This window comes from Cohnella cellulosilytica, assembly GCF_042431195.1.
GTDB classification, from domain to species: Bacteria; Bacillota; Bacilli; order Paenibacillales; family Paenibacillaceae; genus Cohnella; species Cohnella cellulosilytica.
This window is the reverse complement of sequence record NZ_JBHMDN010000029.1, coordinates 129,648-147,441: the sequence shown is the minus strand read 5'-3', so window position 1 is coordinate 147,441 and position 17,794 is coordinate 129,648. Positions and strand designations below refer to the sequence as shown.

Sequence of the window (17,794 nt, the reverse complement as noted above, 5' to 3'; positions counted from 1 at the left end):
AGGAAACCGTACCCGAAATAAGCGCGCCGCCCGCTCCGACCAGGAGACAGGCGGCGTTTGCTTGTTTAACGACAGACGCGACGGATTGGGCGGTCAGATACGGAACCGGTAACCCGCTCCCCAGATCGTCTCGATGTATTGCGGATCGGACGGGTCGAGTTCGACCTTCTCGCGCAGCTTGCGGATATGCACCGTGACGGTGGCGATCTCTCCGATCGCGTCCATGCCCCAAATCTGATCGAACAATTGCTCTTTGCTGAATACCCGGTTCGGATTCATCGCCAAATAGCTGAGCAGGTCGAATTCCTTCGTCGTAAAAGCGACTTCCTGCTCATTGACGAACACGCGCCGCGCCGATCTGTCGATTCTCAGGCCGCGGATGCGAATCTCGTCATTGCGCGCTTCCCTCCGTCCGCTCAGCCGCTCGTAACGGGCCAGGTGCGCCTTCACGCGCGCCACCAGCTCGCCCGGACTGAAAGGCTTGATCATGTAATCGTCCGCTCCGAGGCCCAGCCCCCGAATCTTGTCGATGTCCTCTTTCTTCGCCGACACCATCAGAATCGGAATGTCCTTCTCCGCGCGGATTCTGCGGCAGATTTCGAAGCCGTCCACTTTGGGCAGCATCAGATCGAGAATAATCAAGTCGTAATCGGAAGCCAGCGCCCGCTGCAGTCCCCGATCTCCGCTGTTCTCGATATCCGCCGCAAATCCGTTAATCTCCAAGTAATCCCGCTCCAGCTCGGCGATGCTCTGCTCGTCCTCGATGATCAAGATTCCGCTCAACCGAATTCCCCCTCCTTCCGCGTCCGCCCCCAGAGCGGCAGCTCGATATATACCCGCGTGCCCGCTCCGAGCTCGCTTTCCGCCCGGATGCCGCCGCCGTGCTCCTCTACAATCTGCCGGGCGATGGCCAGACCGAGCCCGCTGCCTCCCGTGGACGAGTTCCGCGAAGGGTCCGCCCGGTAGAACCGGTCGAAAATATAAGGCAGCGCGTCCTCCGGAATCCCCTGGCCGTTGTCGCTTACACAGATCACCGCCGCTCCGGCTTGCGCCTCGACGGTTAATCCGATCCTTCCGTCCGGTTTGTCCATGTATTTCATGGCGTTCCCCAGTATATTAACGAGCACCCGCTTCAGCTTCTCCCGATCGGCCTTGACGAACAGCGCCTGCTCGGGCAAGGCGTTCAGCTCCAGCTTGATGCCCCTTTTATCCAGATCGAAAACGAGCTCCTGGGCGCAATCCTGCACATAAGCGCCGATATCCACCTTCTCGAAATCGAACGGAAGCTTGCCCAGGTCCAGCTTGGAGAACAGAAACAATTCGTCGATCATTCTGTCCATGTCGGCCGCTTTGCTGTTGATCGTCTTCACGTAACGATCCAGCTTCTCGGGCGAGTCCGCGATCCCGTCCATAATGCCTTCCACGTATCCTTTGATCGCCGTCATCGGCGTTTTCAAATCATGGGAAATGTTCGAAATAAGCTCTTTGCGATTTTCCTCGTATTGGAGCTGAAGCTCCACCGACTTCATAAGCTTCTTGCGCATCTCTTCGAACGCCGCGCTCAGCTTGCCGATCTCGTCCTTGGAACGAATCTCCACCTCGTAGCCCAGATTGCCTTCCTTGATTTCCTCCGTCGCTTTCTGCAGCGCCCTCAGCGGACGGATGATGCTGCGGGATACCATGTAAGTCAATATTCCGTTGGTAAAAGCGAGGATGGCGATCACGAGGGAAGCGATCCATAGAAAATAATTTTGCAGATATTTCGGAAAAACGCTCGCGTCCGAAATGACGAATACGGAGCCTTCCCTCTTGTCCGGCAGCAGAAAATCCTCATGACGGGCCATCATCGCTTTCCCTCTGTAGCCGCCTTCGTAGCCTTCCACGCTTCCGAACGCGGGCAAAGCTTCCAGCGCCGCCGGGGACAGCTCCGGGTCGGCGTAGAACATTTCGCCGTCTATGCGAACGATCAGACGCATATGAATGTCCCGGAGCCGCCGCTCGAAGTCCTCGATCGTTGCCCGCTCCAGGAAGGCCTCGGGCTCGCGAATGCTCGTCAGCTTGATGTCGGCATAGACGCGGCTTTCCCGCTCGAAAATGGTTTTAATCGGGTTGTCGCGCGTTTCATCCAGCTTGAAAATAACCGCGATGGCGATGGCCGACAGGATCACCGGCACGACAAGCATCGCCAGGTAAGACAATACAAGCCTCACGCGAATGGACACGATCAGAGCTCCTTTTTATCGAAGAAATAAAAACCCGCTGTAAACAACAATATACAACAGGCGGCCAAAAACATAAACACGCTCCCGATCTGCCCGGCCGGCAGCGAGTCTCCCAGCCATAGCGTATGCCAGTTCAAATAAGCGGTAGGCGAGTATGAATTGAGCTGCGGGAAGAAGAACGCGCCCGCCCGCAAAGCGACGTACAGCAAAATGCTGGCGGCAAGCGCCCCGATGCCGCTGGAGAAAAATTGCGCCAGGAACGCCGCCGCAACGCCAAGCGCCAGCAGCGGCAGGAAGGCCGCTCCGTAGGCGATCAGCCAGTCCAGCGTATCGCCAAGCTTGAGGCTTCCGCTCAGAAACAACGAGGCGATCGACGAGCCAACCAGCGCAGCCAGCAGATAAACCAAGATCGCTATTCCCAGCGCCGCCTGCTTGGAGGCGAACACTTTAAAGCGCGAGATCGGCCTTGTCAGCGCGTTCTTCATCGTCCGGTCGCCGTGCTCTCCGGAAAATTGATCGGCCGCGCCCATGAAGACGAACAGCGGCAGGAGAAATCCCGTGAACAGCCCGAGCATGGCGATCGGATAATCGCCGGAAGTCATCACGCCGAGACCGAATCCGCTCTGGAAGTTCGCCAGAAGGATTCCCGCTCCGACCGGAATGGCCAGCGTCATCAGCAGGAAAAACCAGTTTTTCTTCTTCAAAGCGAGCTTCCAAACTTCGTTGCGCAAGCTTGCGTACAGGCTATGCATGCGCCATCGCCCTCCTGTCTTGTTCGACTTCGTGCATATACAGCTCCTCCAAGGAGGCGAAACGTCCCTCCAGCAGCTCCCGGCAGACTCCTTCGCGGATCATCCTGCCGTCGTGAACGATTCCGATCCGGTTGCACATCAGCTCCATCTCGCGAATGAGGTGGCTGGAGATCAGGAACGTCGTCCGCTCCTCCCGCGCCAGCCGCTTGACGAGCTCGCGAATCTGCACCGTCCCCTCAATGTCCAGACCGTTCGTCGGCTCGTCGAGAATAAGCAGCTCCGGCTTCGATATCATCGCCGCGGCAAGGCCCAGCCGCTGCTTCATGCCGAGCGAATACTTGCCCGCCCGCTCGTGCTGAACCGCCGTTAATCCGACCAATTCCAGCACCTCGTCCACGCGCTTGGCCGGCAGCTCCGGATACATTCTCGCGGCGAGCTCGAGATTTTTTCTCCCGCTCATGTATTCGTAAGCTTCCGCCGTCTCGATCAGCACGCCGACCCTGGCCATCGCCTGCTCGTAATGCGTCGTCACGTCGTGTCCGAACAGCTTGATCGTCCCTTTGTCCGCCCGGCTTAAGCCGACCATCGTCTTCATCAGCGTCGTCTTCCCCGCGCCGTTGGGCCCGAAGAGACCGTAGACGTCCCCTTGGCGAACGTTTAACGTCACGTCCCGAATTCCTCTCCGGTTGCGGTACAGCTTCGTTACCGCCTCTACCTCCACAATCTTATCCACCTGTCAGCCTCCTCGTCTGAAAACGAAAGGGGGAGCGCCGCACTCCGGCATGACGCTCCCCGCACCCGCAATTCCGTTACGTCCGCTTCCTCCCGCCGTTTAGCGCCGGGGGCCGAAGCCCGCTTCCCGGCCGAAGTCCACCGTAACGGTCGACTTCCCGGTCAAATCCACCGTATCCGGCGTCGTCGCTCCGAATGCGGACAGGCTCGCTTCCAGCTTCACGACCGCTTCGTGCTGAACGCCGTCGGCGTCTTTGCCGCTGACACGGATCTCGGCCGTCTGTTCCGTGAGAAGATCGTCGGCGTTCACATCCGCGGTCAGAATCACGGCGTCGATTCTGATCTCTTCCGTCAGCTTGGGCAGGCCGTCCTTCAGGCTCGACAGGTCGATGCCCAGCGGATTGTCCGCGTTCGCCCGGGGCGAAACCGGATGGTCGCGTCCGCTCTCCCGGATGAGCAGCGAGCCGATCGCATTGGCAAGAGCGGGGATTCGGCCGCCTTCCAGCTTAAGCGCGATTTCTTTCGTCTCGCCCTCCTGGCTCAGCGTCACGTCGTTTTTCAGATTGCCGACCAGCGTGTCGATCACCTTCTCGACTTCCCGGGAGAAGCCGGGATCGTGAAGCTTGGCCTCGTCCTCCCGGTGCTTGAAGCGATTGCGGAATTCGTTGTCCGTTTCGAGAATCCGATAGACGTCCGAACTGCCCGATTTGAGAATTTGCCGGTCGTCCTGATGGAAAAATTCAAGGCTTTGCGTCTCTCCGCCCGGCAGGCTGATCTCGGCGCTGCCCGAGGAGCGTTCGCCGTCCGTCTTCATCGTGGAGGCGACCTGGATAACCGGCTTGCCGTTATCCTCTATGGACACCTTCACCGTGTGGGTAACGTTGTCTATGGATGCCGTATTCTTGATGGCCGTTTTGTAGGCTTCGTAGCCGGACGCGCTCCCGACTCCCGCGTATACGGAAGACATCAGCAGCACGCTGCCCGCCACCACCCCCGCTCCGATCATTGCCAACTTCTTGTTCATTCCTTACTCCTCCTTAGGTTCGATTCCATGGATTCCATTGCGGCTTCCATGAACTCATCTTAACCTTCGGATCTAAACTGCCCGTAAATCGGTTCTAAAGCGCCGCTTAAAAAAGATTAAATTTATATAAACAGCCTGCCGATTCGACTCCTGCCACGATTACAAAAGAAAAATCGCCTCAGCGGAATAGAAGCTGAGGCGATTCTGTGAGCGCTAGAATGAGCAGAGCTTAAATCAAGCCGGCTTGTTTGAGCAGACGTTTGACCATAACCGCAACCTCGGCTCTTGTGATATTCGCTTTGGGTGCGAGCGCCGATTCGCTTCTGCCCAATATAACTCCGGATTTTACACTGCTTGCAATACCGCTTCTCGCCCAGACGGAAGCATCGACCGCATCCGTATAGGAACGCAGCGTCTCTTCAGCCGCTTCGGCAGTCATCGTTGCCGCTCCGGGTCCGTTTGTCATTTTCATGGCTTTGGCAATGACAGCCATCGCTTGTTCGCGTGAGAGCTTGTCATTAGGCCGGAAAGTCCCGTCTTCGAATCCGTCGATCAGGTTATAGGCATAAGCCGTATGAACGGCGTCGCTGTACCAGTCGGCGGATTTCACATCGGAGAACGCTTCCCGATCGTTTTCAAGCTTTAATCCGAGCCCGCGCACGAGAATCGCCGCGAATTCCGCACGCGTAATACTATCATCAGGACTGAACAATCCGTTTTCCAAACCGTCGATCACCATCCGCGAGCCCATATCGTTAACATCCTCTTTCGCCCAATGGTTCGTCATATCGGCAAATTCAAGCGGATGCCATACAACAGCGTAAATACTGTTCGTCAGACTATGGATATGCGCGGTATAATTCCCGTCGACGACTTCAATCCGGGTCGGGACATGGCGAACCGTTCCATCCGGTTCAATCGCGACTCCCGTCGTCATTCCGCTCGAATTTGCACCTTTCGGTAAAGTGATCGTCCGTTCAACGTACGTATTGAACTTCGATATTTCCTCAATCTTACCCGCATGCGAAGCTCTTATAATGAAGCTTACAGGAGGGGCTGCAACCGTAAACCCTCCTTGCTTAGCGGCACGTTCCAGCAGCTGCACCGTGTCTATTGTCGGAGCTGCAATCTCGATCTGTACAGCAATGTCGTGCAGGTTAATCGAATTGCCGTACTGTTTAACGAGGGTGTCGATGTCAAATTGCTGTGCAGGCAACCTGTACGTAGCGTGCTTTGTCTTTAACTCTACTACTGCTTGCATTTGCTCCAAAGTCTTAATGATTTGCCCGTTCAGTTCTCCGATCAGAACGTCGGAGTCCGTATTCATCGGAATCGTGAGCACTGCATGCGGCCCTTCTCCCGCAAGCATCGTTTCCAGTCCGCGCTCATCTATCGTGAGCGTTGCGACCGACCTGTCGTTTTGTCGGCTTGCTGTCAGCTTGCCGAGCTTAAACGCTTTGCCGTTAATCAAAACGTCCGTATAGAGATCGGGTTCATTTTCTTTAGTGACCTCAGGCGTATTTTCTGCAGTGCCCCCAGATGTACTTTCCGTATAGATCACAAGGGTCAGCCCGGCCTGAACCTCGCTGTCGTTCCCGGCAGGATCGGTTGCGTCAACCGTGATTGTGTGCGTTCCGTTAGGCAAGTTATTTGCAGGCCTGAACTGCCACTCGCCGTTGCTGTCCGCTTGCACATGGCTTTCGTCGCCATCGATTGTAATCGTAACCGTACTTCCGGCTTCCGCCGTTCCTTTAATCTCCGGACGTTTGTCGGTCGTTCGCGTTTGGTTGCCCGGACTTAAAATAGTCGGTACCGGAGGCGTATTGTCGAAAACGATGCTGTACGGTGCCGCAGCCACGATGTTCGCATTGCCCGCCGCATCGGTTGCCGCGCCGGCCGCAACATTGACCGTTACCGGCCCGTCTGCGTTTGGTGCAACCTCTGCTTTATAGGTCACATTGTCCGAAGTAATCAGGTTGCTTGCGCTTCCGTTCGTGACTGCAATGTCGCCCAGCACAAAACCGGTGACCGCTTCGCTGAAGGTGAACGTCATCTCGAAAGGAGACTGGTTGGTCGGGTCCGCTGCCGATGAGGTGATGCTTACCGTAGGCGCCGTGGCGTCATAGACGGTGCTGAATGAGGTCAATGCCGCCGTGTTGGCGTTGCCCGCCGCATCGTTTACCACGCCCGCCGCCATATGAACCGTTACCGTTCCGTCAACCGTCGGTTGGATGACTGCCGTGTACGTTAAGCCGTCCGCCGATTGCAGTTGGCTGGCTGTCCCGTTCGTTACCGCAATATCGTCGGCCGAAAAATTGAGCGGCGGCTCGTCAAAAGCCAGCGTAACGACGAATGACGACTGATTCGTCGGATCCGCGGCCGACGAGGAAATGTTGACCTTGGGTCCAGTCGTATCATAGGTAACGACATAGGGTGCTGCCGCTATATTCCCATGGCCATAATTGTCCTCCGCCGCGTTGGCGGCAATACCGATTGTAACCGGGCCTTCCTCTACCGCAGTAATGTCCGCGGTATACAGTATACCGCCTGTTTCCTGAAAATTGCTGAGGCTGCCGTTATCGACGGAGACGTCTGGCGCCGAGAACCCCGTTACCGGCTCGCTGAATAGAATCTTAATGGCAAATGTAGCTTGCGCGGTCGGTCTGTTTATGGCCGATGAAATCGTTACGGACGGTGAAGTCACATCCGTTACGAGTACATGGGCAGTGCCGCTTTTTACGCTTGACGTCTTCATGTCGGGAATACTATTCGTCACCACGACGTAGTAGTACGAATCGTGAGCTCCGCCTGCCGATACCGTTAACGTACTCGTTGTTTTGCCCTCCAGCAGAAAACCGCCCGACGTACTGTTCGTCGTATTGCGATACCACTGATAGCTTAACGTTCCACTATAGACGCTTGCCGAAACGCTGAGCTCCAGATCCGGATCGCCCTCTTCCAAATCTTCGTTGCCTACCGGCTGCGCTGCAATCGTCGGCTCGGGAGCTACCTCCAGCGCGTTCACTTTTAAGTGGGCGTATCGGCTGGTTACACTGGTTGCACTGTCGGAAACAACAACGTAATAGTCCGACTCAAAGGCAGATGCCGGGATCGGGATCGTTAATATGGATTGCTCTTTACCCGGCAATTGAACAGTGCCGTTCTCATCAGAGCGATACCATTGATAACTCAAGACGCCATCGCCTTCAGCCTCGACAGAAAACGTTTGATCCGGGGAACCTTCAAATACCTCGATATCCTCCGGCTCATTAGTGATGGCCAATGCTGTAGCAGCATGCGCGTTTCCCAGCGCTGAAGACATGCTCCAAATCAAAATAAAGCAGATGGCCAGGACGACGAATATCCGTCTCTTAAATGGGCTTGTACGACCAGACCCGGAGGCTGTTCCCGATGTCATAGCTTCAAACTCCCTCCTCTGGATGCATAGAAGTTTTACTCGAATTTTGACGATGATTTTATTCTACAGCAATACTTCAGTTATGAATAGAAAAAAATTCCTGTTAGAAAAGTAATTGGATATAATGTCATGATATGATTTTCTAAATATTCCAATATATTCTCAACCCAATTTCAAGCGCTTGTCTCAAGTACGCCTAGCGTCAACTCGTCCGAAACGGCAAAGGCTGTCCCGTAAGCGGAATTGCTCGCTTACGGGACAGCCTTTAACATTTTACCTATGGATATGAACGGGCTTCATTAGCCGACTTATTTTACGGCTTGGACACCGCCACGAGAAGCTCGTTGGGCCCGGAGACAACCGTCACCTCCGGCGGCAGCTCCAAGTCTTTCACGAACCGCGTATCCCCGATTTCCATCTCGCTGATGTCCAGCTCGACCGTGGACGGCAAGTTTGCCGGCAGGGCTTCCACTTCTACGTACGGGTCCTGCACCTGCACGATGCCGCCCGATTTCGTTCCGACCGGAGTACCTTTGAGCTTCACCGCCAGCTTCGTGCGAACGATCTTGTCGGTCTGGACGAGCTGGAAATCCACGTGAACAAGCGAACGGGTTACCGGGTCGCGGTGAAGATCCTCCAGCAGTACCGTCAACGGCTTCTCGCCTTCCATCTCCAGCTCGATAAAACCGGATGCCCCTTGCTTTAACCATTTCTCGAATTGCTTGGTGGAAATATGAATAATTTCGTTGTCCGTATTTTTGCCGAATACGACTCCGGGCAGACGCCCCTCCCGGCGTAAATTCCGCAGCCCGGAAGCGTTCAACCGCGGACGTCTCTCCGTATGAATGCATGCAGCCATGCTCTACCTCTCCTTTACACGAGTGATCTTAGCGCTTTAACGGCAGCCGTCGGATCTCCCCTGAACGGGGACCAATAGAGAAACATAGCATCACGACCTCCATGTCCTTACGGATTGATAGGAATACATTAAATGTAAAAACCCATAAATATAGACGAAGGCACTCCACTCTGGAAGAAGTGGAATGCCTCTGGGTTTCCTTCATCCTATCATAGTTCGATGGCGGTGTCGACAGCAGAAGCAGACTACGGTCCCGGTCGGCCCGCTCCAGCTGTAACTCAAGCTATAACGCCTTATAACGCAACGGCCGAGGCTGCTTCTTCGTTGTGGAAGGAAATCGAGACATCCTTAACATTCAGCGCCTTGAATACGTTGTCGATAATCGTTTGTCCAACGTTGCCCTTCGCCGTTTCGATCAATGAGATTTGACGCTGTGTCGTCCCCGCCAGCTTGGCAAGCTCCTCTTGTGTCAATTTTAGCTGCAAACGGCGCGCCAATACGATGTCGCCGATAAAAACCGATACGCTCGCAAGATATTCTTTGACCTCCGGCATTTCCTCCGCTTGCGCGAGCAGTTTCTCAAAACTGCTTTCCAAACGTTCCTCGCTCATACCAATCCCTCTCCTTCGAGATTTATGTATTGCTCGGGCTGCTTCAGAAAATTGGCGTACATGACATCGACTTGGCTTGCCATTGCTTCAAAAGCAGGGTCATCCGTCGATTGTTTCAGCATCCCGTTTGCAAAAACGAGAATTTGCCGATCCTTGAAATCATATTCGAAAAAGAACACGCGAAACGCGCCAACCGGACGTAAATTGATGCGGAACTCGAGGAGAGGTACGTGACCTTTCAACTGCTTCGCTATCCTAATTGTGTACGGACGACCGTCCTCAAGATCCGTAACAAAATACTGTTTGAACGCTTCTTGCAAGCCGTAGGTTTGGAGAAACTTCATTCCTCGAATAATAAGCGCGAACAGTTGGCTCATGCCTGGATCGGTTTTAGCTTCTCGGCCGATCTGCTGGATGAATTCGAACGCTGGTTCAAACTTCGTCCCAGGAATCTTCGCAAAGGTAATTTGTGTTTTCATTATATCGTATACGACATAGGAGCGCAAACGAATTGCGCCTCCTTCCCCCTCTCTATACGAAAAAACCCCGCAAAAGCAACACGGATATCGTGTCTCTTTTTGCGGGGTACTTCCCCATTACTTCCCCTTATTTGGACGAAACTATGAAAAGGCAGATAGTCCGCATTATACCTATCGCTTCTTACATTCTCGTGACTGCCTTTGAACCTTCCTTTATACCCGCGACACCTCGGCAATGACCGGATAATGATCCGAAGGATAACGCCCGTCGTACTGCCCGCGGTCCACCTCAACGCCGACAATCGCAAGATCCGGCGACGCGAAGACGTAATCAATCGGTTCTCCGGGCTCTCCGCCCAGAAAATCGTGGAACGTTCGACCAACGCCGCGCACGCCTTCCGGAAGAACGGAATAGGCGTTCAGGTAACCGGCCCGCTCCAGGCCGGAAACGACCGCATGCTCCGGACCGACGTTGAAATCTCCCGTCAGAACGACGGGAAGAACGGTCGTCTCGCGGAACCGCTCGATCCGCCGCCGAATCAGCTCCATACCTTTCGTCTGGGCTTCATCGCTCAAATGATCCAGATGAGTGTTGAACACAACAAGCTCTTCGCCGGCAGCCGACTTGAACCGCGCCCACGTGCACATCCGCGGGCAAGCGGTATTCCAGCTCATCGCGCCAAGCTTCCCCGGCGTCTCAGACAGGCCAAAGCCGCCGACTTCTTCCGCCTTCCATTTGCCCCTCTTGTAAAAAATGGCGCTGTATTCGCCCTGCTCTCCGCCCTCTCGCCCTTCGCCGACCCAAGCGTATTCCGGCAGCAGCGGCTCCAGATCCCTGAGCATGGGAAGCAGCCCTTCCTGGATACCGACGATATCCGCATCGTGACGCTTGATTGCCTCCGCGGCCGCCTTCACCCGGTTCGGCCAGGCGTTTTCTCCGTCCGAAGCTACGTTTAAGCGCAAATTAAAAGTCATGATTTTCGCAAGCATCCCGGTTCCTCCCTGAAACTCACTTCCCCCCCATTGTACACCTTCGAAGCAGGGCTATTCATCCCAAACTATTGCCTACGATTCTTTTTCCGCATTTTTATTTTAGGTTTGGAGATGCATCCAGTTTGCCATTTCCGGAGTTTCACGAACGACAATCGTTCGTCCGTTTTCTGGATTTTCATGCCGATTCCCCTCCTATTCGTGAACGAAAGAAGCGACAGTTGTTCTCGCGATATCGAAGAATTCCTCTACACAATTGCGCTTATCACGCAGCCAGCTAGTTTACTCTCGATATTGCTGTGCCGAAATAACCAATTTATCAGAACCGGATCTGTATCGAACTCCTCCGCCAGCACTTTTCCCTCGATAAACAACAAAGCAATACTCATGTCTAACGTAATGTGATCGCCTTTTGGATGTTGCAAGTAAAGAGTTGTATCTGCGAATTGGTAATCTTCCAGCTCAGTGCCATACTCTTTTTCGTAATAATCGATATTTCGGTTTCTTTCTTGTCCCAAAATACTTCTTAGCACGTTATAGAAGTCGGCAATGTTCTCGCTAAAAATATCCGGTCGCAAGAATGCCTCCGCTTCGTCGCGGTTAATTCGCAAATCGAATAGTTGAATATCTACTCTCTCGTTCAAAATCTCTACCCATTCCTTACGCGTCAACAATCCGGTTGAAGTGGCATTTAGGGAAGAAATAACACCAATTGTATAATAGCTGCCCATTGTTCTCACATCCTTTTCGCTTATTTCCCCAACACTTGCGTTTCACCTGGACCGATATGGAGAGCACCTGCTTCCGCATTCCGCAAATTCTTTAAGCACTGCGGGATTTTCCCTACACAAGACCGTCTGGCGCTTCCTCTTTCACAAACACAGCCGACAGGTCGACGGTCAGGCAGGCCACGGTAGCAGAAACAAGCTCGTCCTCCTCCGACAAGGTCGCCAGCAGGCGATACTTCTCTTCGACGAGCGCGAATTGTTCCACGAGCCGATAGACCGGATCGACCAGCCAGTATTCCCCGACTCCGAATTTCTCATAAGTCGATTTCTTGATCGTTTTATCCCTTTGCGCCGTACTTCCCGACAAAATCTCCACGACCAGATCGGGAGCCCCATAAACATAGCCGTCCCGGATGATGCCTCTGTTTTCTCCGCGAATATACAGAATGTCCGGCTGCAAAATGTTCGCTTCGTCGAAATGAACGTCCATCGGGGCGAGCAAAATAACGCCGTCCTCCGAGCAGGCGGAATGAAACGCCAAATACAGACGCCCAAGCACGTCCTGATGCGAAAACTTGGGAGAGGTCAGAAAATCGTACCTCACCCCTCCGATAATCTCGTATCTCTCATCGATAAAATAAGTGCCGTGCGTCTCCTTGACTTTAGCCGTTTTTTCTCTCTTGCCGTCGTCCATTCCGATACCCTCCCGATACGAAAAGCACCCCGCAAAGCAACACAAATATCGTGTCTCTCTTTGCGGGGTGCTTCCCCTTTATTTCCCCTTATTATGGGTGAAAAAGAATCGGCTTGTCAACTCGTTTGTTCGCGACGCGTCCCTTTACGCCTCTTCCGTCACGAAGCGGTTCGTCAGCGAGCCGAGCTTCTCGATCTCTATTGTGACGACGTCGCCGGGCTTCAAGTACACCCGCTTCTCCTTCGGATAACCGAGAACGACGCCTTCCGGCGTGCCCGTCAGAATGATGTCGCCCGGCAGCAGCGTCAGATGCTGGGAGATGTAGCTGACGATCTCGTCGCAGGCGAAAATCATATCCGATGTGTTGGAGTTTTGGCGCCGCTCGCCGTTCACGTAGGTTTTGACGGCAAGATCGTTCGGATTGCCCACTTCGTCGGCCGTTACAAGATAAGGCCCGATCGGACTGAAGTCGTCGCCGATCTTGCCGAGCATCCACTGCGGCGTGCGAAGCTGCAAATCGCGGGCGGACAAATCGTTCGCGCAGCAGTAGCCGAACACATGGTCGAGCGCCTGCTCGCGGGAGACATATTTCGTCTTCTTGCCGATCACGATGACAAGCTCGGCCTCGTAATCGAGCTTGTCGGTCGTGCGGGGGATGGCGATGTCCTGTCCGTGTGCGGCAATCGTATTGTCGAACTTGTTGAACAGAATCGGATACTCGGGAATCGCCGCCTTCGTCTCCTCCGCGTGCTTGCGATAATTCAGACCGACGCAGATGATCTTCTTCGGCTCCGTCACGCAAGGCCCGAATGCGAGATCGTCCTCCCGCAGCCAAGCGGAGCTGTCCGCCGGCGTCGCCGCGGCCAGATCGGCGAGCGCCGCAATCGCCGAAGCGCCCTGTGCAATGACCTCCATGACGGAAGCCGGAGCCTCCCGTCCCGCCGCAGCAGTCGCGACGTCCAATATGCCGCGCTCGGTCTTCACGCCGAGAGCCGGCGCTCCTTGCCGGATAAAAGTGAGCAGTTTCATGTCGATAAATCCTCCCGTTATTCGTATGAATAAAACCGTTAAATTAAGCGTTCTTGCCGAAAACGACTCCGCCGTCGATGTACAGCGGAGAACCCATCATAAACTTCGATTCGTCGGAAGCCAGGAACAGCGCCGCTTGAGCCACGTCGGCGGGACGGCCCAGATCGCCGCTGAGCTGACGGGTTTTCAGGGATGCGTACGCCTCCTCCGGATCATCGTACGATTCCGACAGGTACTTCTCGACAAACGGCGTCAGAATTGTTCCCGGCAGCAGCGCGTTAACGCGAATGTTGTACGGAGCGTAATCGACCTGCATCGATTTCGTCAGCGCCAGCACGGCGCCTTTCGTCGCGGAATATGAGGCTCGCCTTGCAAGCCCGATCTCCGCAATGCAGGACGACATATTGATGATCGATCCGCCGCGCTGTTCCATCATGAGCGGCAGCACGTATTTCGAAGGCACGAAGACGCCGCGAATGTTCACCTTCATCACGCGATCCCACGCCTCGGGGTCGATCTCGTGCAGCATGCCGACTCCGCTGATGCCCGCGTTGTTGAAGAGCACGTCGATTCTGCCGTACTTCGACTTGATCGTCTCCACCATGCCCGCGACCTGCTCCGGATCGGTCACGTCCGCGGCCAGACAGATCGCTTTCCCGCCGGCTTCCTCAATGAGCCGTACCGTCTCGTCCCCTTTCGCCGCCTCCAGATCGTTAACGATAACCGTCGCTCCCTCCCGCGCGAACAGCACGGCGGTGCTCTGTCCGATGCCCGATCCGGCTCCGGTAATGAGAACGATTTTGTTTGCCAACCTTGCCATCTGCCCCATCACTCCTTCTCCTCGAACGATGTCAAAAACAAGCTTAATCGCCCGGCCAGGCTGACGATTTCTTCTTTCGCCCGTTCCCGGGACTCCTCCCACTTATGCACGGGAATCGACGCGCTTACGGCGGCCGCGGCCGCCCCCGCCGAGTCCAGCACGGGCGCCGCGACGCAGCAGAAGCCCATCGCCGATTCCTGCTCCTCCGTCGCGAATCCCGCCGAACGGATCTGCTCCAGTTGAGCCAGCAGCGCCGCTCGCGACGTTACGGTATTCGGCGTCAGTTCCTCCAACCGCTCGTCAAGGATGCGTTCCAATTCGTCCCGCCGCCGCCAGGCCAGCAACGCTTTTCCCAAGGCGGTCGCATGGGCGGGAAAACGCATGCCCGGCTCGGAAACCAGCTTCACGCGCGAAGGCGCTTCGACCTTCCCCAGATAGAGCGCCTGATTCCCTTCGAGCCTTGCAAGCTGTATCGTCTCTCCCAGCTTGTCCCGCGATCGGCCCGCTTCCTCCCGGAATCGCTCATTCAGATCGAATTGGCTGGCGAAAGCGTGACCCCACACGCCAAGCATACGCCCCAAGGAGTAGGTGTCGTTCGCATCCTTGGTAACCCAGCCCAACTCCTCCAGCGTATGGAGCAGCACGAACATCGAGCTTTTGTTAAGATCAAGCCGCTTCGACAGATCGATCAGCCTGAGCTTGCCCGGCTCGTGACGGATAAGCTCCAAAATGCGGTGAGCTCTCTCCAGGGCGGGAGCCCAATACTTCCGTTCGCTGATGATATCCCCTCCGCTAAGTTTATCTAATTAAACCAAAGTTTATTATTATGCACCTCTAATATTAGACAGAGAACGGACCGCCGTCAAGACGTGCAGCTCCCGCATCCGGCCTTATGGTATGATTGATGTAGATCAATGCTTTGCGAAGGAGCCAGCAACGGAATGAAGAGGGTACACGCCGGGTTGATCGAACGGATCGAGCTGCAGGAGCGGTTTTTTCTGAATTACGGCATTCGCCATTCCGAGTTTTACTGCTTCCACGCGCATCAGGGCATGGAGCTGCTGCTGGTTCACGAAGGGGCGGGGCAGGTCATCGTCGGTGACCAGCTCGTGCACGCGCAGGCCGGCACCCTGCTTCTGTTCCAGCCCTATCAATTGCATAAAGTCCATATGCGCAGCGACGCCGTCTACGAGCGCAGCGTGTTCCTGTTCGATCCTGCGGAGCTCGATTCCCGGCTCGACGCTTTTCCGTCGTTGCAGCGTTTTTTCCGGGTGCTATGGAGGAATGAGCTCAGTCGGCAGCATTTCCCGCTGGGAGAGCATGCCGAGGCGGCAATCCAAGCGTTGGCCGGCTGTGCCCAAACGCTTCAAGGCGCCGATCGGCTTCGGCGCCTTGAAGAAATGTCGCTGGCCGGGATCGCCCTGCTGCAGCTGCTGCGGCGCTTGTTTCCCGAGATCGAGGAACTCGCTTCATCGCCTTCGCGGCCGCGCGCGATGGGCAATACCGAAAAAGCGATGCAGTGGATCGAAGCGCATTATCACGAGGAGTTCCAGCTTAACCGTCTCGCGGACGAACTTTTCGTCTCCCCGTCGCACCTGTCCCGGCTGTTCCACCAGGAAACGGGCGCGACGCTGACCGAATATATGACGGCGCGCAGACTGCGCGAAGCCGGGCTGCTGCTGTCGGCCACCCGGCTTCCCGTGCGCGAGATCGCCGAACGAATCGGCCTGACCAACGTCGCCTACTTCGGGAAGCTCTTCCGCCGCAATTTCGGAATGACGCCGGTGCAATACCGGAATCAGGCGCAAAACCGCGAGAAGTAAAAATACTCCTTGCATGGAGAAAGGGAATGGCTCCGCCTCACGGCAAAACCATTCCCTTTCTCCATTCCCTTGGTTCAAACAACATCGTTACTTTCGCCGGCCTTTGAACATCCCCAGCATACGCTCCCGCTCCTCGTCCCGGTTCCATACCGTATCCAGCTGCTGCGGATAGATCGGCGATGTCAGCCGTTCATAACGAAGCTTGTCCAGCTCGATGGCGGTCTGCCCGGGCGTCAGCGCGAACAAACTTCTTGTTCCCATAGCCCGGTAACCCGGGCTCAAGTATCCGCTCTTGACCGCGATCAGACGGTAATCGCCGGGACGCAGGCCAAGCTGCGCCAGGTAAGCGGGATCGTAGACGGCTATCCGGCGCTCGGCGACAATGACGTCGACTCCGCCGATCCGCACTACCGCGGCGTCGCAGCGCTCCTTGCTGTGTCCCGACGCATCCAGCCCGGAATGCACCGAACGGACTTCGACCCGCGCCGCGAACGGCTCGACGGAATCGGGGCGACGGCGGCCCAGCGCCAATTCCAGAGTCGCGCCCGATCCCGCCTCCCGACATGCGGCAAACGAGGCCGGATCGGCGATGACCGCAACCAGAGCCCGGTCAACCCCGCGCTGCAGCAGCCTCTCGAGCATTCCCGTCAAGTCGCTTGACGCTCCCGCGGTCGGGTTATCTCCCGTATCGGAGACCACGACCGGCCCCTCCGCCTCGCGCAGAGCGACGTCTATCGCCTCGTCCAGCGAATACGTCTCCTCCGAGAATCGGAACTGCTCCCGCTTCTCCCAGAGACGCCCGGCCATGCGAAGCGCGGTATCGGTCAGCGCTTCTAGCTCGGCGGCCTCTCCGCATACCAACGCGCTCACGCTATGATGCGGCGTATCTGCCCAAGGAAAGCCCAGCGCATACTCCGCGTTCAGCACATGCTTCTCCCGCCCGGTCTCGTATACTTCGGCGATCAAATCCCGCATCGGCTGGACGGTCGTCATGGAATTTTCGCCGCACAAGAGCAGGGGCAGCCGCGCGGCGACCGTAACGACCTCCAGCTTGCGGCGGATGATGCGCAGCAGCAGCTCGGCCGCCCGCTCCCCGCAATCGTACCTGTCGGTATGGGGCGCCGTGCGGAATACGGTAAAAGCGTTCACGCTCGCGAGCAGGAGATCCGTCGCCTTGGCATGCATGTCAAGCGTGCAGACGATCGGCAGCCGGGGGCCGACCTCCTCCCGGATGGCGCTCATCAGATCCCCCTCGGGATCGAGCACGGACTTCGCGCACATGGAGCCGTGCAGGCAGAAGCAAATTCCGTCGAGCGGCCCGGCCGCGCGAACGGCCGCAAGCACGCCTCGCTTGATCTCCTCGTACGCCTCGTCGACGACCGTGCCCGACACCATTGCCACGGCGTGCACGGATGGGATGACCTCCGCGCCTTCCACCTGCAGCGTCTCGACGATTCCCCCGGTGGACTCCGCGTTCCCTCTCCAGAAGGCATGCTCGAACAGTTCTTGGCCAATCAGCGGATGGAAGTCCTCCAGCGTCGTCGGCCGTTCATTAAACGTGTTCGTCTCGTGCATCAGCGTTCCGGTCAATATTCGCAAAACGATTCCTCCCC

Annotated in this window: 17 protein-coding genes; 1 reads left to right on the top strand and 16 read right to left on the bottom strand. The window is 56.1% G+C overall.

The annotated features are described in order from the left end of the window. Nucleotides 1-93 precede the first annotated feature (93 nt). The 15 genes from ACFFT4_RS21290 to ACFFT4_RS21220 all read right to left on the bottom strand — a co-directional run bounded on the left by ACFFT4_RS21290 (nucleotide 94) and on the right by ACFFT4_RS21220 (nucleotide 15,107). Nucleotides 94-789, bottom strand: a complete 696-nt coding sequence (locus ACFFT4_RS21290) for a response regulator transcription factor (protein WP_378050869.1) — start codon at nucleotides 787-789, stop codon at nucleotides 94-96. Continuing rightward, nucleotides 780-2,222: a sensor histidine kinase gene (locus ACFFT4_RS21285; protein ID WP_378050827.1), complete on the bottom strand. Its 1,443-nt coding sequence runs from the start codon at nucleotides 2,220-2,222 to the stop codon at nucleotides 780-782. Before ACFFT4_RS21285 ends, ACFFT4_RS21290 begins: the two co-directional genes overlap by 10 nt. A gap of 2 nt (nucleotides 2,223-2,224) precedes the next feature. After that, complete coding sequence (locus tag ACFFT4_RS21280) at nucleotides 2,225-2,974, bottom strand: ABC transporter permease (protein WP_378050826.1); 750 nt, start codon at nucleotides 2,972-2,974, stop codon at nucleotides 2,225-2,227. Beyond that, on the bottom strand, nucleotides 2,967-3,707 hold the full coding sequence (locus tag ACFFT4_RS21275; RefSeq protein ID WP_378050825.1) for an ABC transporter ATP-binding protein: 741 nt from the start codon (nucleotides 3,705-3,707) through the stop codon (nucleotides 2,967-2,969). Before ACFFT4_RS21275 ends, ACFFT4_RS21280 begins: the two co-directional genes overlap by 8 nt. A 99-nt stretch (nucleotides 3,708-3,806) precedes the next feature. Further along, a complete protein-coding gene (locus ACFFT4_RS21270) occupies nucleotides 3,807-4,730 on the bottom strand; it encodes a hypothetical protein (protein ID WP_378050824.1) in 924 nt (307 codons plus the stop codon). 229 nt (nucleotides 4,731-4,959) lie between these two features. Next, nucleotides 4,960-8,148, bottom strand: a complete 3,189-nt coding sequence (locus ACFFT4_RS21265) for an Ig-like domain-containing protein (protein ID WP_378050823.1) — start codon at nucleotides 8,146-8,148, stop codon at nucleotides 4,960-4,962. Nucleotides 8,149-8,461: 313 nt separating this feature from the next. Beyond that, nucleotides 8,462-9,007, bottom strand: a complete 546-nt coding sequence (locus tag ACFFT4_RS21260) for a 50S ribosomal protein L25 (protein WP_378050822.1) — start codon at nucleotides 9,005-9,007, stop codon at nucleotides 8,462-8,464. A gap of 293 nt (nucleotides 9,008-9,300) precedes the next feature. Then, nucleotides 9,301-9,618, bottom strand: a complete 318-nt coding sequence (locus ACFFT4_RS21255) for a helix-turn-helix domain-containing protein (protein ID WP_378050821.1) — start codon at nucleotides 9,616-9,618, stop codon at nucleotides 9,301-9,303. Continuing rightward, on the bottom strand, nucleotides 9,615-10,124 hold the full coding sequence (locus ACFFT4_RS21250) for a hypothetical protein (RefSeq protein ID WP_378050820.1): 510 nt from the start codon (nucleotides 10,122-10,124) through the stop codon (nucleotides 9,615-9,617). Before ACFFT4_RS21250 ends, ACFFT4_RS21255 begins: the two co-directional genes overlap by 4 nt. 186 nt (nucleotides 10,125-10,310) lie before the next feature. Continuing rightward, the gene (locus ACFFT4_RS21245; protein WP_378050819.1) at nucleotides 10,311-11,087 is read right to left on the bottom strand and encodes an endonuclease/exonuclease/phosphatase family protein; all 777 of its coding nucleotides are present in this window, start codon (nucleotides 11,085-11,087) and stop codon (nucleotides 10,311-10,313) included. Between the two features lie 248 nt (nucleotides 11,088-11,335). Continuing rightward, nucleotides 11,336-11,818, bottom strand: a complete 483-nt coding sequence (locus ACFFT4_RS21240) for a hypothetical protein (RefSeq protein ID WP_378050818.1) — start codon at nucleotides 11,816-11,818, stop codon at nucleotides 11,336-11,338. Nucleotides 11,819-11,930: 112 nt separating this feature from the next. Continuing rightward, nucleotides 11,931-12,509 (bottom strand): Uma2 family endonuclease, encoded by a 579-nt coding sequence (locus ACFFT4_RS21235; protein ID WP_378050817.1) that lies wholly within the window; start codon nucleotides 12,507-12,509, stop codon nucleotides 11,931-11,933. A 144-nt stretch (nucleotides 12,510-12,653) separates the two neighbouring features. Next, a complete protein-coding gene (locus tag ACFFT4_RS21230; RefSeq protein WP_378050816.1) occupies nucleotides 12,654-13,538 on the bottom strand; it encodes a fumarylacetoacetate hydrolase family protein in 885 nt (294 codons plus the stop codon). A 43-nt stretch (nucleotides 13,539-13,581) separates the two neighbouring features. Further along, the gene (locus tag ACFFT4_RS21225) at nucleotides 13,582-14,358 is read right to left on the bottom strand and encodes an SDR family NAD(P)-dependent oxidoreductase (RefSeq protein WP_378050815.1); all 777 of its coding nucleotides are present in this window, start codon (nucleotides 14,356-14,358) and stop codon (nucleotides 13,582-13,584) included. Between the two features lie 8 nt (nucleotides 14,359-14,366). Continuing rightward, nucleotides 14,367-15,107 carry an IclR family transcriptional regulator gene (locus ACFFT4_RS21220; RefSeq protein ID WP_378050868.1) on the bottom strand — a complete coding sequence of 247 codons (741 nt, stop codon included), beginning with the start codon at nucleotides 15,105-15,107 and terminating at the stop codon, nucleotides 14,367-14,369. 192 nt (nucleotides 15,108-15,299) lie between these two features. On the opposite strand from ACFFT4_RS21220, the gene ACFFT4_RS21215 reads away from it, so the two are divergent. After that, nucleotides 15,300-16,181 carry a helix-turn-helix domain-containing protein gene (locus ACFFT4_RS21215; RefSeq protein ID WP_378050814.1) on the top strand — a complete coding sequence of 294 codons (882 nt, stop codon included), beginning with the start codon at nucleotides 15,300-15,302 and terminating at the stop codon, nucleotides 16,179-16,181. An 87-nt stretch (nucleotides 16,182-16,268) separates the two neighbouring features. Here ACFFT4_RS21215 and ACFFT4_RS21210 read toward each other — a convergent pair whose 3' ends face one another. Further along, nucleotides 16,269-17,780 (bottom strand): M81 family metallopeptidase, encoded by a 1,512-nt coding sequence (locus ACFFT4_RS21210; protein ID WP_378050813.1) that lies wholly within the window; start codon nucleotides 17,778-17,780, stop codon nucleotides 16,269-16,271. Between the last annotated feature and the right edge of the window lie 14 nt (nucleotides 17,781-17,794).

Bases quoted from the DNA above. Each gene is read 5' to 3' on its own strand.
- ACFFT4_RS21265 (WP_378050823.1), bottom strand. From the start codon at position 8,148: ATGACATCGGGAACAGCCTCCGGGTCTGGTCGTACAAGCCCATTTAAG.
- ACFFT4_RS21215 (WP_378050814.1), top strand. From the start codon at position 15,300: ATGAAGAGGGTACACGCCGGGTTGATCGAACGGATCGAGCTGCAGGAG.
- ACFFT4_RS21270 (WP_378050824.1), bottom strand. From the start codon at position 4,730: ATGAACAAGAAGTTGGCAATGATCGGAGCGGGGGTGGTGGCGGGCAGC.
- ACFFT4_RS21255 (WP_378050821.1), bottom strand. From the start codon at position 9,618: ATGAGCGAGGAACGTTTGGAAAGCAGTTTTGAGAAACTGCTCGCGCAA.
- ACFFT4_RS21240 (WP_378050818.1), bottom strand. From the start codon at position 11,818: ATGGGCAGCTATTATACAATTGGTGTTATTTCTTCCCTAAATGCCACT.
- ACFFT4_RS21225 (WP_378050815.1), bottom strand. From the start codon at position 14,358: ATGGCAAGGTTGGCAAACAAAATCGTTCTCATTACCGGAGCCGGATCG.
- ACFFT4_RS21235 (WP_378050817.1), bottom strand. From the start codon at position 12,509: ATGGACGACGGCAAGAGAGAAAAAACGGCTAAAGTCAAGGAGACGCAC.
- ACFFT4_RS21230 (WP_378050816.1), bottom strand. From the start codon at position 13,538: ATGAAACTGCTCACTTTTATCCGGCAAGGAGCGCCGGCTCTCGGCGTG.
- ACFFT4_RS21280 (WP_378050826.1), bottom strand. From the start codon at position 2,974: ATGCATAGCCTGTACGCAAGCTTGCGCAACGAAGTTTGGAAGCTCGCT.
- ACFFT4_RS21245 (WP_378050819.1), bottom strand. From the start codon at position 11,087: ATGCTTGCGAAAATCATGACTTTTAATTTGCGCTTAAACGTAGCTTCG.
- ACFFT4_RS21260 (WP_378050822.1), bottom strand. From the start codon at position 9,007: ATGGCTGCATGCATTCATACGGAGAGACGTCCGCGGTTGAACGCTTCC.